Source organism: Brevibacillus halotolerans, from assembly GCF_026891775.1.
Lineage (GTDB): Bacteria > Bacillota > Bacilli > Brevibacillales > Brevibacillaceae > Brevibacillus_B > Brevibacillus_B halotolerans.
The window spans coordinates 39,924-57,046 of sequence record NZ_JAPTNK010000003.1 but is presented as its reverse complement, the minus strand read 5'-3'; the positions used below and the strand labels follow the sequence as shown (position 1 = coordinate 57,046).

The following is a 17,123-nucleotide window of genomic DNA, read 5'->3' as shown; positions in this document are numbered from 1 at the left end:
TTGTTGCCTGATTCAATCCGTGGCAAGTATCGGGGGATCAGGCAACAGTCAATGTAACCTGAAGAAGTAGGAGTGAGACATCTGTGCTTAATTTTGATTCATTTAAACTTGATAGCTTAATCAGCGAGACTGAGAGTGACATTAAAGCTGTTGATAAAAAATCGATTGCAATTATTGGTATGTCTGGCCAATTTCCTAAGGCATCTCATTTGGAAGCTTTTTGGAATAATCTCTGCAATGGAGAGGATTGTATAGGTCCTTTCCCTGAATCTAGGCAGGCCGATACAAAAGCGTATCTACGTACGATTAAATCTACTGCTGAAGATACTTATTATGAGGGTGCCTTCTTAGAAGAAATCGACAAATTTGACGCTGCATTTTTTCGGCTCTCACCTAAAGAAGCCTCGTACATGAGTCCAACCCAGCGTTTGTTTTTGGAATCAGCATGGCATGCTCTGGAGGATGCGGGCTACGGTGGTGAAACATGCAAAGGTAGCAAGACAGGCGTATACGTGGGATTCAGTGGAGATGCTTTGCATGATTACAAAGGATTGATAAAAGAAGTGGGACATGAATCGATCCCTTTGTTTATACCAGGCAATTTGTCACCGATTATTGCCAGTCGAATCGCATATTTATTAGATTTGAGAGGTCCGTCATTAACAATTGATACGACTTGCTCCTCATCAGCGGTGGCTATACATACCGCTTGCCAAGCTCTCCGTAACGGAGAATGCAATATGGCCATTGCCGGGAGTGTAGGTCTTCATTTTATGCCGTTAGACAATGAATTAAAACTAGGGATTGAATCATCGACACGACGTACAAGGGCTTTCGATAGGAATTCGGATGGAACAGGGGTGGGAGAAGGTGTGGCCGCCCTTATTTTAAAACCGCTACACCAAGCCATTCATGATCGTGACCATATCTATGCAGTGATTAAAGGAAGTGCGCTTAATCATGATGGTACGTCCAATGGTCTGACTGCACCTAATGTACTGGCTCAAAAAGAAGTAATTCTTGCCGCTTGGCAGGATGCAGGCATTGAACCTGAAACCATTTCTTATATAGAAGCGCATGGTACGGGTACGGCGTTAGGTGATCCTATCGAAGTAGAGGCCATCCAAAAAGCATTTCGTACATTCACGGATCGAAGCCAATTTTGTGCAATCGGTTCTGTTAAATCAAACATTGGTCATCTAGGAGCAGCAGCCGGCTTAGCAGGGATTATCAAATCGGTTCTAGCATTAAAACACAAGAAAATCCCACCGACTCTTCATTTTGAAATGCCAAATCGTCAGATTGCATTTGAGAATTCGCCGGTTTATGTTAATACGGCTTTGCGTACATGGGAAACAAAGGAAGAACCTTTGCGATGCGGTATTAGCTCCTTTGGATTAAGTGGAACGAATTGCCATATCATCTTAGAGGAAGCTCCCGTACAGGAGGATGAGAAAGCAGATTATTTGCCTCAGCAAATTGAAGTTTTAGCGATTTCTGCCAAAAGCTTGACTTCTCTTCAAGCGCTGGTACAGGAATATATTCGTTTTTTGTCGGATAAACCAGATGAGATTTTATCAGATATTTGTTATACGGCGAACAGAGGCCGCTCGCATTATACTCATCGTCTTGCTCTTGCATTTTCTACCAAGCAGGAATTGATAGAGCAGTTAGAACAAGCAGCTACCGTATTATCAGCAGTTCATCCAAACGAATCCAGATTACATGTGAGTCATCATGTATTCTATGGAATCCATAAGATCGTACGCGAACAACAGTGTGATCTTTCAAGAGGAAAAGTTAGCGAACGAGAAATTCAAGGATTTACGCAAGAAGCAAAAGAAGCAGCCCAGAAATACCTGGATACAGACCGGACAAGCTCTGAAGCCTTAGTCAGCTTATGTCAGGCATATGTGTCAGGAGCGATTATTGACTGGGATCTTATCTATAGGAATGAAAAACGAAAACGGATCAGCGGACCTGTGTATCCATTTGATCGCAAGCGATATTGGATTGAATCCCGAACAGCATGTATCGACGAAAGAGAGGGAAACATTTTGAATGCACATTCTACTAACTCTGAAGTAAACAACGATCATTTTGAGAGTCAGAGAATAGAAACGATTTTACAGAACGTAAAACACATGGTGTGCACGCAAGCAGAAATAAATGAGCAAGAATTTGATGTGCATGCTAATTTTTATGATCTAGGATTTGACTCAATTCTATTTATTCAACTGAACAACCAAATCAAGGATACATACGGTGTTCAAATATCCTTTACTATGTTTTTTGAAGAATTAAATAACACATACAATGTAGCAAATTATCTAGCGCAAGTCTTACCTGACAGTTTCTTTGCAACTTCTATGAAGTGCGAGGCTAGGGCTACGAAACCATCTGAAGAAACTGAACAGGTAGCCAGTAAAGAGGCTTCTCAACCGCACGTTTCTGACTATCAACCAGTTCCAACGAACAATGGACATGGACAGAACGATCTAGGTGGGCTTGAGCAATTGATGAGTCAGCAATTAGAAATAATGGCAAAACAACTGGATGTATTTCGTTTACTACAGCCGAATGGTCAGAGGGAGAGCTTAGCCCCAGCTGTTGTAGCAATTGATGAGCGTCGTTTACAAGCTAGAGGAGAAGCTGCGATTGTACAAGAATCTCCCGTTGGTTTTAGAAATCTAGCAAAAGAAAACAACCAAAAAGAAGTGTTCGTTCCCTATCAAAAGGTTTCTTTTGAGTCAACGCAGAACGTAACAATGCAAGAACGTAGCCATCTACAGGATTTTATAACGAGGTATTCTGACAAAACTCGCTCCTCCAAGCTGTTAGCTCAAAACTATCGCAATGTACTTGCTAATAATCGAAATGTGGCGGGATATCGTTCCAACTGGAAAGAAATGATATACCCGATCGTTAGCGATCGAGCTATGGGTTCTAAGCTGTGGGATATCGATGGAAATGAATATATCGACATATGCATGGGATTTGGGGTTAACCTGCTTGGACATAATCCTGCCTTTATCACAGAGGCTATCAATGAAGAGTTGAAGCGAGGCTTCCCTGTAGGTCCCATGTCACGATTAAGCGGAGAAGTGGCTCAATTAATTTCTGAAATCGCAGGAGTAGATCGGGTTGCCTTTTATAACTCAGGTACGGAAGCGGTTATGGTTGCTGTCCGGATAGCCCGAGCTTATACGGGCCGCTCGAAAATTGCTATCTTTGCAGGTTCTTACCATGGCAGCTTTGACGGTATCTTAGCTCGCACTGATACGGCTAAAGACGATGGTAGCTCCAAACCGATGGCTCCAGGTGTTCCAGAAAGCATGAGTGATGATATTTTGGTGCTTGAATATGGCAGTGAGAAGGCCTTGCAAATCATCCGGGAGAATGCCGATGATCTAGCAGCGGTATTGGTTGAACCAGTTCAAAGCCGTGATCCAGAATTACAGCCAAAAGAGTTTTTACACTCCTTGCGTGCTCTGACAACTGAGCTTGGCACAGCCCTCATTTTTGATGAAGTGATTACCGGTTTCCGTATCCATCCCGGCGGTGCCCAAGCATGGTTTGGTGTTCAGGCTGATATGGTAACCTATGGGAAAATTGTTGGAGGCGGAATGCCTATAGGTGTTGTTGCTGGAAAAACTGCCTATTTAGATTGTATTGACGGAGGATACTGGCAATACGGCGATCAATCTTATCCACCAGTTGCGGAAAAGCGTACATTCGTTGCAGGGACATTTTGCCATCATCCCTTGACCATGGTAGCCGCAAAAGTGACTCTAGAGCATCTGAAACAACAAGGAAGTACCCTACAAGAAGAGGTAAACCAACGAACAGCACGTATGTGCCAAACGCTTAACGCTTATTTTAGAGAACAAAATATCTCTATTCGAATGGTTCATTTTGGCTCTTTGTTCCGTTTTGTATTAAAAGGTACGCAAGAAATATTATTTTACCATCTGCTGTTCCGTGGTATTTATACCTGGGAAGGAAGAAATTGCTTCTTGTCCACTGCTCATACTGATCAAGATGTCGAAAAGATCATTGACGCAGTTAAAGACAGTGTAGAGGAGATGAAGAAAGCAGGTTTTTTTCCTGACACTCCCTTAGAAGAGAGCCTAGATAAGGGAGTTAAAAATAAGCTACAGGTACCATTATCAGAAGAGCAAAAGCAATTATGGTTTTTTTGTCAATTAGGAGAGGAAGAGTCGCGTTCGTATAATGAATGCTTCGTGCTTCAATTAACAGGTCAATTAAAAGTGGATAGCATGCGTCATGCCATACAGCAACTTGTTGATAGACATGAATCCCTACGAACAACAATAAGCGCAGATGGCGAATATCAGTGTATCCATCCCAAAATGGTGATTGACGTACCATTGGTTGATTTTTTAGATCAACCGGGTGTGGATGCCAAAAAACAAGCACAGGCGTGGATGGACAACGAGGGTAAACAAGTCTTTCATCTGGAAAAAGGTCCGTTATTCAAAGCCTATATCCTGCAAATAGAAAAAGATGTTTATCAGCTCGTTTTCATTATTCATCATATTATTGCTGATGGATGGTCAGTAGGTATTCTTGTAAAGGAATTGGAGTCCCTTTATACGGCTGCCTATCATGATCAGAAAATAGTTCTCCCTGAGCCTATGCAGTATAGAGATTTTATCGTATGGCAAGATAAGCAGCAGAGTCAGCTTTCAGAAGCAGTACCTTTTTGGGAGCAACAGAGTACAAAACCGTTTGAAGTGCTGGATTTTCCAAGTTCAAAAATGAAGCCTGCAAAACGTAGCTACATAGGTAATCGCACAACTCTCATTCTACAAGCCGATGTTGTAAACAAACTAAAAGGGTTTAGTAAGAAGCAGAGAAATAGCTTATTTATGACTCTTTTAGCCTCTTTTCAGGTGTTTTTGCATAAGATAACAGGTCAAAATTCGATGTTCATTGGTATCCCTAGTGGAGGACAAGCGCTTGCAGGCTCCTCACATTTAGTAGGGCAATGTGTAAATATGCTACCGATTCATGGGCAAATTGAGCCAGATATGACCTTTGAAAAGGTTAGTAGCGTAGTGAAAAAGAATGCCTTTGAGGTTTACCAATATCAGCATTGCTCAATGGCTTTAATTGGCAAAATGCTAGCAGCTCAAGCAAAGAGTCCTAAGCTACCTGGAATTACTGCAACCTTCAACATGGATCGGCCGACAGGCAATTTGCAATTTCCTGAATGTGCAGTAGAGTTTGTACCTTTTCCTAAGGTTACAACCAAGCAGGATATTGGACTTAATGTTATTGAAGTAGGGGCCGAATTACATCTTGAATTTGAATACAATGCTGATCTCTCTGAACATGGAATCATAGACGGATGGATCAATGGATTTGCTAGATTAGTAGAGGATTTGGTCCGTTATTCTGATCGCTCACTTTCCGGTATACCACTGCTTACACATCATCTAAAAGCTTCGCAGAACCTGAAAGAGCAAGTCCTTCTAGAAAGTAAGGATCAATTGTTTATTCATGAGCAGGTAGAAAAGTGGGCGTTAGAGCATCCCGACAAGAATGCTGTTTTATGCGGGAACAGTGAAATTACGTATCAATCCCTTCATGAGCAGTCTAATCAATTAGCGCGCTGGATACAGCAAATGAATATCGAACCAAATCAGCAAATGATCATTTGCTTACCTACTTCTATAGAAGCGATTGTAAGTATTCTTGCTGTGATAAAAGCAGGCTACACGTACACCTATCTAAACGAAGAAGCAAGCGATCTATTACAGCATGCGGTAGTTATAACACGAGAAGCGACAGCATTTGTCAAGGAGCATGCTAAGCAGATTATTGATCTTCAAGAAATACAGGAAGATGTAAAACAGGTAGCTTCTACAAACCTCCAATCGCAGAATCGTAAAGACAAAATGGTGCAAATCGTACCAGATGTTGGCGGCTTTACGCATCAACAGCTCCTATGTTATGCAGAGGCAGTAAAAGAAAAATGTGAGCTTACAAGCTCGGATTGTGTGTATATTACTTCGGCTGATGAAGTAGGCTTCTGGGAAAAGCTATGGATACCAGCTCTAGTAAATGGAGCGACTCTGCGAATTGCTCATCAAGATGATGCTTTCCTTGGCAAAAGCAATGACACTGGTAAAATCATTTTCATTCATAAAGGTAGCCAGCTAGACGAGCATACAAAGCGTATACTGACTTCCCTACAAGAAGTTGATCTGCTCAAGCTTATTGTCCTTGATGCAGAAGTATTACTTTACCAACACCTACTTCAATGGAAGGAATTTTTGCCGAGTGGTTCAAGTCTGTTGCGCACCTTTAGCATGAAGAAAGTTCCGATGCTTATAACAGCACATGAAGCATTTGATCGAGAAGGGGCGGACCTGCAAAAGGTTCCATTAGGTTATCCAATAGGCTTTTTTCAACCAGAGATCGTAGATGGTCAGAGACAGCCTGTACCAGTGGGTGTAGCAGGGAATTTGTACCTTACATGGGGACATGTTGATAAACAATTTGTGTATGCGACCAGGGAATTAACTCGATTCTTACCAGAAGGCGAATTGGAGTATATAGGAAACACAGATAACCGAGCGAGACGTAATAACCATCGCATTTATACACAAGAAATTGAAGCCGTGCTTGAGCTATTTCCTGGTGTAGATCGAGCAATCGTGAGGAATGCTGATGATCAGGCCCACAATAAAGAGCTTCTGTCTGCGTATCTCTTTACTAGTCAGCAGGATCAATTGAATATTCAAAAGCTTCGCTCGTTCTTATCGTCTTGTCTTCCAGAATATATGCGGCCTACTCATTTTGTAAAACAAATGGGAATGCCTCTGCGCAGTGCTGGAGGGATCGATCTGTCTGAATTACCTGATCCATTTTCCTACCAAGAAGTTGAGAATGGTTTTACTTTACCTGCCAATGATACGGAGGAAAAAATTTGGGCGATTTGGAGTGATGTTTTAGGAAGTAAGCAGTTTGGCACGGAAGATAACTTCTTTGATTTAGGCGGTCAATCTCTACAGGCATCTACCATTGCTATGAGAATGCAGAAGGAGTTTGATTGCTTTATCCCTTTGCATCATATGTTTCTCTATCCAACCATCAGGGAGCTAGCGGCTAATACTGTACAGGGAACTGGTATGGGTGTACCTCTTATTACGAAATTGACAAAACAAGATGATTATCCGGTTTCTTCTGTTCAAAAAAGGTTATACGTTCTAGCAGAGCAGGAAGCCCAAAATGGAACTAGCTATAACCTGCCTGTAGGGATTTGTATCGAAGGAAAACTGGACTATGCAAAACTTCGTGAACAGATTAAGCATGTCATTTCGAGGCATGAAGCATTGCGAACATCTTTTCACCTAAGAGAGGGAGAGATTGTTCAACAAATTCACGATGAAGTAGACATTCCATTGGTGTATACAGAAGGAACAGAGGAACAGCTAAGTAGTCTGACAGAGGAATTTGTTCAACCCTTTGTGCTTTCTGAGGCACCTCTAATACGCCTGCAACTAGTAAAAGTCGCAGAGGAAAAGCACATTTTACTACTGGACATGCATCATATTATTTCAGATGGACTAAGCATGAATATCCTGATAAAAGAACTGCTTCATTTATATCAGGGTGAACAGTTGCCAGAACTAAGTGTCACCTATAAGGATTTTGCAGCCTGGCAGAATTCATTCTTATCTACAGAAAATGTGCAGAAGCAAGAAACCTATTGGCGTAATCTACTAGCTGAACCGCTTCCTGAATTAAATTTACCAGTTGATGTTGACGTGAATACGACTCAAAATGGCCGGGGGCATGTGCAAAGCTTCAAGATCGATGCAGAAACAACAGCAGCTCTCAAAAAAATCAGTGATCAGTGCAAGGCAACCTTATATCATACCCTATTTGCCGTTTATGAGATTTTTCTTGCTAAATGCTGCTACACCGAGGATATTGCGGTACTCACAGTAACCTCTGGTCGTACTCATCCGTTCGTCGAAAATATGGTAGGCATGTTTGTCCATACACTACCTGTCCGCTTACAGGTGACGAGTAATAAAACATGGCTGTATATAATTGAAGAGATGAAACAGCAAATTGTGGAAATGATTGAAAATCAGGATTACCCACTGGAATACATGGTAGAGCGGCTTCAATTTCCTATCGAAAAGGTCCGCGCAGGCTTTACGTATCAAAGCGCAGATCATGAATTGCCAAATACCTTATCAGCAGGGGAATTAACGCTGACACCTTTTGAGGTTAAAAATGCAGCTACTCGCAGTGATGTAAGCTTGTTAATCCAAGAAACGAATGATGGTTTATCCTGCCTTATGGAATGCAATGCAGCGATTTTTAACGAAACAAAGCTGGATGTATTGATCGATTGGTTCAAAAAGCTACTGATAGAGCTGCTTGAGCATCCTATGAGCGAAATTAGTAAGATACAAATGAGTAACGGGACGGAAAACTCATTATTTAACCATTTAGCCTTATCAAAGTCTGATTATGAATGTGTTTATCCATTGACAACCACTCAACGAGACATGTATTACGATATTTTGCTTACTCAAAACAATGGGCTATGTTATCTTTTCTCCACCTCCATCGATCTCCCAGCAAAGATCAATCAAGAGCGATGGAAGCAGGCAACCGAGCATGTCTTTAATCAGATACCACAGCTTCATGCTCATCTACTTAAGGATGGCGCTACACTTTATCAAGCTGTAAAGAAAAATAGTCCGTTTTCCTACGAAGAATACAAAACAGAGGGAGTCGAAACAAGCAGTGCTTTTATAACAAAGCTGATTGAACAGGAGCTAAACGTTCCATGGAACTTATTTGAGCCAAAGCTTGTCAGATTCGTATTTGCTACTGATCAGGCTGGGAATCATACGTTTTGCATTTTAGCTCATAACCTCATCATTGATGGTGTAGGAGTAAAAATTATTATTGAGCATATCATCGCAAGCTATGAAGCTTTGGAGAACGGTACAGAATATAAACCAAAGGAAACAGAGAGCTTCCCTGCTTATGTTTCGGATAACTTACAATCGTTTGATACCAATATCATCAAAAAACATTGGAAGGAAAAGCTTTCTAATGTGGAGCAACTTTCTACTAGCGGTATAGAACAGGAATCAGCAGTTGTAAGTCAAACCACTCGGATACCAGATGAACTGTTTGTACAGATCAAAAGATATTGTGAACAGGAGAAGGTACGGCTTTCCCATTTCTTATGGGGGGTATATGGTTTGTTGGTTAAAATTTATAGCAACCAGCAATCCGATTTTCTGATACGCAATGTTATTAATGGACGTTCGCGAGAGTACTCCCATACTGTCGGAAACTTTTATCAAGTGACACCCTTATTGTTTCCACGTCATATTTTCAAACCAGAAATGGAAATGAAAGACTATTTCGCTCACTTGATGAAAATAAAATCGGAAGATCATGCATATCGAGATATTTCCATGATGGAGCAAAAAAACATCATAGGGGAAGAAGAGGTATCTTTTTACTTCAATTATCTTAACTTTACGATGATTCCGGTTTGTCAAGAGATGACTTATATTCACTATTATCATCCTCGTTATTCTGAGCGACAGGTTAATATATGGGTCAAAGCGTTATCAGATACCGTTGAGCTTTCCGTTTACTATGATCAACAGCTATTTCCGGGTGAATCATTTTTAGATTGCTTCATTCATATAGCCAAGCAGATTACAGATGGAAAGAATACCTTGTCGGAATTAGACTATCTGGGAAATCAAGCGGAGATTATTGATCAATTTAACGCAACAGAGCAAGCTTTTGACACAGAACGTTCGATTTACCATTATGTAGAAGATTACGCGCTGAAACAGCCTAAGAAGGTAGCGTTGCATTACCAAGATTGTCAGATAACCTACCAAGAATTAAATGAAGGGGCGAATCGACTGGGTCATCTCCTAAGTAAAACTGGACTAACAACAGAAGGATTAGTCGGTATTTACATGGAGCGAGCTCCACGTATGGTAGAAAGCATCCTTGCTGTGTGGAAGGTAGGAGCTGCTTATACGCCAATTGATCCAGAATATCCGCTGGATCGTGTGCTTGGAATCCTACAGGAATCGCAAGCACAGGCACTACTAACTACAAGTGATTTGGTTAGCGACACAGTAAGAAATGGCTTTGCGGGAAGAATAATCTGTCTCGACCAAATTAGAGATGATCTTATGAAGGAAAGTGCAGATAACGTAAACATACCGCTTGATATGAATCAGTTGTCTTACGTCATTTACACGTCTGGCTCTACTGGAAAGCCAAAAGGTGCGATGGTGGAGCATATCGGGATGATGAATCATATTTTTGCGAAGGTTGATGGAGTAAAAATAACATCAGAAAGTATCGTTGCGCAAAATTCTTCCCATTGCTTTGATATTTCGGTATGGCAGTTTTTTGTTGCCCTTGTATGCGGCGGAACTACAGTGATCTATCCCAATGAGCTGATTCTCAATACAAAGCACTTTATCGATCAAGTAGGACAAGACAGTGTTACTGTACTAGAGGTGGTTCCTTCTTATTTGTCAGTCATGCTTGATCTATTGGAAAAAGAATGTCAAGCCTTCCAGTCACTTGAGTACCTGTTAGTCACAGGAGAGACTCTTAAACAAAACGTAGTTAAGAAATGGTTCAGCCTGTATCCTTCCATTCCAATAATCAATGCTTATGGTCCTACGGAGGCATCTGACGACATCACCCATTATTATATGGATACAGTACCAGATATGCCGACTATTCCAATTGGACAGCCATTGCAAAATTTTAATATTTACATTGTGAATGAAAACCTTCAGCAGTGCCCAATTGGTGTAAAAGGTGAAATTCTTGTCTCTGGGATTGGAGTAGGTCGTGGATACCTGTATGATACCAAGCGAACTCAAGCAGCATTTATGGATGATCCGTTTCCTGTAGAAAAAGGACGGCGTATGTATAAAACAGGGGATTTAGGAAGATGGCTCCCAGGCGGAATCATCGAATTCTACGGACGCAAGGATCATCAGGTAAAAATTCGTGGCTTCCGCATCGAATTAGGTGAGATTGAGAGTAAATTGGTTCAAATTCCGGCCATCAATGAAGCAATTGTCACTGATCTTGAAGATGAATTTGGCAATAAGTATCTTTGCGGATATATAGTCTGCAACAGCCAGATCGATAACGCAGAAGTGAAGGCAATCTTATCGAAGGTATTACCTGCATATATGATTCCTTCCTACCTGATCCAATTAGATAAGATGCCTGTGAATACAAATGGAAAGGTAGATCGTAAAGCGTTACCTATACCTGTAAGCGATGAAACAAGAGAATCAGTGAAAGCAGCAAATATAACAGAAGAAAAATTGCTTCAAATATGGGAAAGCGTGCTTGGAATAAAGGGAATCAGCGTGACCGATCATTTCTTTGAAAACGGTGGGCATTCATTAAAGGCAATCATGCTGTTATCACGTATTCACAAGGTTTTTGATGTCGAGATGAGTCTACGGCAAATCTTTGAAATGCCGACGATCAAGGAGCAGGCTACGTATCTTCGTAATGCACAGAAAAGCATGCATGTTTCCATTCAGCCAGCTCCAAAAAAGGATTGTTATCCATTATCTGACGGACAGAAGAGTCTCTTCCTACAGCATCAATTAAATATGGAAAGCACCAGCTATAATATGCCGGGCATTCTGCTGTTGGAAGGTGAGCTGGATAAAGGACGCCTTGAAAAAGCATTGCAAGAAATCGTACATCGTCATGAAAGCCTACGCACCTCGTTTGACCTAGTAGATGGGGAACCGATGCAAATTATTCAAGAAGAATCTCAGCTAACTCTCAATGACATAAATGTAGAGGAGCGCGAGATTGAGGAACAAATCAAACTGTTTGTCCAGCCGTTTGATTTGAGCAAGTCTCCATTACTTCGGGTTACAATCGCGGAGTTGTCGGCTAAAAGACACTTGTTATTCGTTGATTTGCATCACATTATTTCTGATGGTGTGTCTCTGGGAGTATTCATTCGGGAAATAATGGATTTATATCAAGGTAAAGAGCTTGCTCCACTGTCTATTCAGTACAAGGATTTTACCAATTGGCAGGCGCAAGAGGGCAAAAAAATCATGGATACACAAGGGGAATACTGGAAAAATATGTTCGCTAATGAAGTTCCTGTTCTCTCGCTTCCAACGGATTGGGAGCGCCCAAAAATGAAAAGTTTTGAGGGTGAACGGATACGTTTCGTGCTTGATTCGGATATAAGTCAAGGAGTATATGAGGTAAGTAAAAAAAGCAATACAACCCTTTTCATGTTGTTAATGGCGGCTTATCAGATATTACTGGCCAAATATGCCAATCAAGAGGATATTGTTACAGGTACTGCGGTTGCAGGGCGTTCGCATGCTGATCTTGAAAACGTAATGGGGATGTTCATTAATATCCTACCAATACGTACGCAGCCTCAAAGCGATAAAACATTCGTACAATATCTTGGCGAAGTGAAGCAACTTATCCTTCAGGCATTTGAGCACCAGCAGTATCCGATGGAGCAATTGCCAGAATCATTGAAGCTTTCACGTGATCTTAGCCGCAATCCACTATTCGATACGATGTTTACTATGCAGAACATGGAAATCCCAGAAATAGAACTGGAGGGCATGCGGGTTTCACCATATCCATATGCTACTAAAGTGGCAAAATTCGATCTTACGTTAGAAGCAAAAGAGCAGGATAATCGACTTCATTTCGAATTGGAATATGCGACAAGCCTATTTACACCAGAAACCGCGGAACGAATGACCAGAGATTATCAGCATATTCTGCGTACGATTGTGTTAGACGATCAAGTACAATTACGAGATATCTCCTTGGAAAAAACCTTTACTAAAGTTAATAAATCAATTCAAACAGAAATCGACTTTCATTTCTAATGGTGTATGGAAACACAAAGCCTGATCACCCTTGAGCGAAAATTTTGGTCCTGAGGGTGATCGGGACTTATATAGAAAACCTAGGGGAAATGCATAACCAGGGGTAATCATGCAAATGGAGAGGAGAAAAAAGTAGCGATGGATAACATTACACAGAATCTGCTTCTCTCAAGCGGTGAATTAGAAGAAGAACGACATTACTGGTTAAACAAACTAGCTGGAGCTGAACAGGTAACCATTTATCCACCTGATTTTTCAAGAGGTGAACAGAAAGAAGCCCACAAGACGAGTATACCTTTTACTTTTCCTGATGAAGTGAGTAAATGGATGGTACAACTTGTCAACGGGTCAGAGCATGGCATCTATATGGTTCTTTTGAGCGGGATCAACTGTCTACTCTATAGATATACTGGTTACGAGGATTTGATCCTTGGAATGCCTGTGTTCAAGAACGATGACGCCATAGACCTGAGTCAACGGTTAGCCATTCGAACGCAGATGACGCCAAATGATACCTTTCGCACCATCTTGCATCAAGTGAAGCAATCAGTCATGGAAGCAGATCAATATCAAAATATTCCTATCATGAAAATTTTTAATGAATTAGGGCTGGTACCAAAAGATCAGCGACTCCCCGCTTTTCCCGTGGTAGTAAGCCTTCGCAATATTCATAAGGATGTACATAATGACTCAGACCTTCTTTTTCAGTTTCATTTTTCTGGAGAACAACTGACGGGGGAAATTATTTATTCGAATGACTTATTTTATAAAGAAACTGTGAACCAAATGTCCAAGCATCTCTTCCAGATATTTACGAATGTGATGGAAAACTCTACCCAGCCATTAACAGAGCTACAAGTAATGAGTGAAGAGGAGGCTAATCAGATTATCCATGGCTTTAATCAGACAGAGAGAGCCTTTGCACGAGACAAAACCATTACAGACTGGTGGGAAATACAAGTTACCAAGAAACCTGATCAAATTGCAGTCGTGTATAAAGATCAGGCACTTACCTACAAAGAGGTAGATGAGAGAGCAAACCAGATTGCTTGGCATTTACAGCGTCATGCCTTTATTCAGGCCAATGATTGTGTGGGAGTAATGGTTGAGCGGACAGAGGAAGTGGTGATTAGTTTACTGGCAGTGCTTAAATCGGGAGCAGCGTATGTACCGATTGATCCTACGTATCCAACCGAGCGGATCGCTTATATGATTCATGATAGCAAGATGAAGGCAGTCATTACTCAATCTGCTTTTTTGAATCACATTGAGCATAATGATTCTGCTGAATACAAACCTATTTCGCTTGTGGTTCTTGATCGGGATCAAGTTTTGATAGATACGGAACCAACTGCTGGGCTAGACACGATCCGTAACGCTGACAATCTAGCTTATGTTATCTATACATCAGGCTCAACAGGCAATCCGAAAGGTGTTATGGTAACCCATAGAAATGTAGGGAATTTTTTTGTCGGGATGGATGAAAGACTACAGCCTATAGAGAGTGATACGTTTCTATCGGTGACAACCATCTCATTTGATATTTCTGTTTTGGAGCTATTATGGACAATGACTAGAGGAATTCGTCTTGTCTTGGTAGACACGCAGGAGGATACGTTAGGTAGCTATGACCATTATCTTGACCAACCGCATATTGAGATGATCACGATGATGCAATGCACACCGTCCCGACTTAAACTACTAATGGATGCGCCTGACTCACAGCGTTTGTTACAGTCTCTTCGGAATTTGTTAGTAGGCGGAGAAGCATTTCCTGCCCAATATATAGACGATCTCCATAAGAAAACCAATGCAAGAATATTCAACATGTATGGTCCTACGGAGACAACAATCTGGTCTGCGGTTCATGAAATACCTAGACTAGCTACTAAGCACAACGAAAATATAACAATAGGAAAGCCAATCGCAAATACGCAAATTTATATTCTTGATCAGCATCAAAAGCTGGCTCCCATCGGAGTGCAAGGAGAGATTTGTATAGCTGGGGAGGGAGTAGCGAAAGGGTATTTGAATCGCATTGAATTGACTGAGGAAAAGTTTGTAACGAATCCCTTTGGTAAAACGAAGGATGAAAAAATGTTTAAAACGGGGGATATTGGTAAATGGCTCCCGGATGGAACGCTACAATGTCTCGGGCGTGCCGATCATTTAGTAAAAATACGTGGGTACCGAATTGAATTAGGAGAGATTGAGCATACATTAAACCAGCACCCGGGAATTTCTAATTCGATCGTGCTTGCCGAACCAGACCATCAGGGAGATATGCAGCTCTTAGCCTTTCTAGTCATGAATTCAGAAGGAGAGAGGGGAACATCGACACAAGAAATACGTGAATATCTAATGCAGCATTTACCTGCGTATATGTTGCCACATTTTTTCAGCAAGATATCTAGCTTTCCGCTTAAACCAAACGGAAAAATTGACCGTCAAGCGCTTTCGCTACTGACTAGAAGTGATGTAGGCTCCACTGTGTTTGAAGCGGCCAGAGATGAAGAGGAAGCGGTACTTATCAGTGTTTGGAGCCAGGTACTTGGCGAGGATAAGATTAGTATTCATGATCGCTTCATCGATTTAGGCGGAGATTCAATAAAAGCCATGAGGGTCGTTTCTGAGCTTTATAAGCGTGGATACAAGCTTCAAGTGAAAAGCCTGTTTGAATATCCAACGATTATAGAATTGCGACCACATCTACAGCCAATTAATCATCGGGCTAGTCAGGAAATTGTACAAGGAATCGTTCCTCTGACTCCTATTCAACACTGGTTTTTTGCCCAGCCGATGGAAGAAAAACACCATTATAATCAATCAGTGATGTTAGATAGCAAGTCTCCAATTGACTATGAAAGCTTGATGAAGGTTCTGGACAAGCTCACTGCTCATCATGATGCTCTACGGATATCCTTTCGACAGGAAGAAAATGCCATTGTACAGACGATTCGGGATATAGCTCAACCGGTCTATGAATGTCAGGTTTTTGATTTGACAGGTAAATCAAAAACAGATAAAGAGGTGAAGAGTGACATACAAAACATATGTCGAGAGCTGCAATCAAGCCTTGATTTGTGGGGTGGTAAGCTAATTAACGTTGGTTTATTCCACACGGATTTTGGAGATCATTTATTTCTTACCTTCCATCATTTGATTGTCGATACCCTTTCTTTACGAATTTTATTAGAGGATATAGAGCAAGGCTATCAGCTTGCTGTGAATAATCAAGCTGTTTCGCTTCCTGATAAAACAGATTCTTATCTTGTCTGGTCACAGCAACTATACGAATATGCAACCTCATCTGAGCTACAAAAAGAGCTTTCATACTGGGGAAAAATAACAGAGGACTCTGTAGAAGAAGACCGTGCCTTGGGGAGCATGAGCGAGAACGAGCGGCTGGTTGGCAGACTTTCTACATCAGATACTCAGCTATTGCTAAAAGAGGTTCACCGTGCCTACAATACTCAAATTTATGACATTCTCTTAACGGGGCTCGGCATGTCTCTTCGCTCATGGAAGAAATCGGACATGATACTCATTGATGTCGAGGGGCACGGACGCCACGAGCTGAGTGACCAACTGGACATAACCCGGACTGTGGGATGGTTTACCACACTGTATCCAATTCTTTTGGATATGAGACATCATGCTGATCTCTCCATGCAAATAAAGGAAATGAAAGAACTGTTAAAGAAAGTCCCCAATCAAGGAATCGGATATGGACTACTCAGATATCTTGGAACGGACACGAATAAACAAGCATTGTCAGGTGGATCGCAAGCGACTTACTTATTTAACTATCTTGGAGAAATAGATGAGGAAAAGGAAGATGCTATTTTTCAGCTTTCCTCCATCCAACCAGATCATCCAATCAGCAATGCCAACAGTCGCACCCATAAGCTAATCTTTACAGGAATGATCCAAAATGGAGAGCTGACATTTTGGATGGACTACGACAGAAATCAATTTTCGCGAGATACGATGCAAAAGGTATTGGATGGTTTTTTCAGACATCTACAAGAAATTATTCGTCACTGTACGAGTAAAAAGACCCAAGAGTTTACGCCAAGCGATTTTGGGGACAACAATTTATCTATGTCAGATTTGGATGATATTTTAAGTCTATTAGAAGAATGATCTCTTATACATGAGCAGAGG

Annotated in this window: 2 protein-coding genes; both read left to right on the top strand. The window is 41.3% G+C overall.

Annotated features, from left to right (window positions below; translation table 11 throughout):
• The first annotated feature begins 83 nt into the window (after positions 1–83).
• Positions 84–12,956: a non-ribosomal peptide synthetase gene (locus O0550_RS05285; RefSeq protein ID WP_258425761.1), complete on the top strand. Its 12,873-nt coding sequence runs from the start codon at positions 84–86 to the stop codon at positions 12,954–12,956.
• A 138-nt stretch (positions 12,957–13,094) separates the two neighbouring features.
• Positions 13,095–17,102 carry an amino acid adenylation domain-containing protein gene (locus O0550_RS05280; RefSeq protein ID WP_258425760.1) on the top strand — a complete coding sequence of 1,336 codons (4,008 nt, stop codon included), beginning with the start codon at positions 13,095–13,097 and terminating at the stop codon, positions 17,100–17,102.
• The last annotated feature ends 21 nt before the right edge of the window (positions 17,103–17,123 follow it).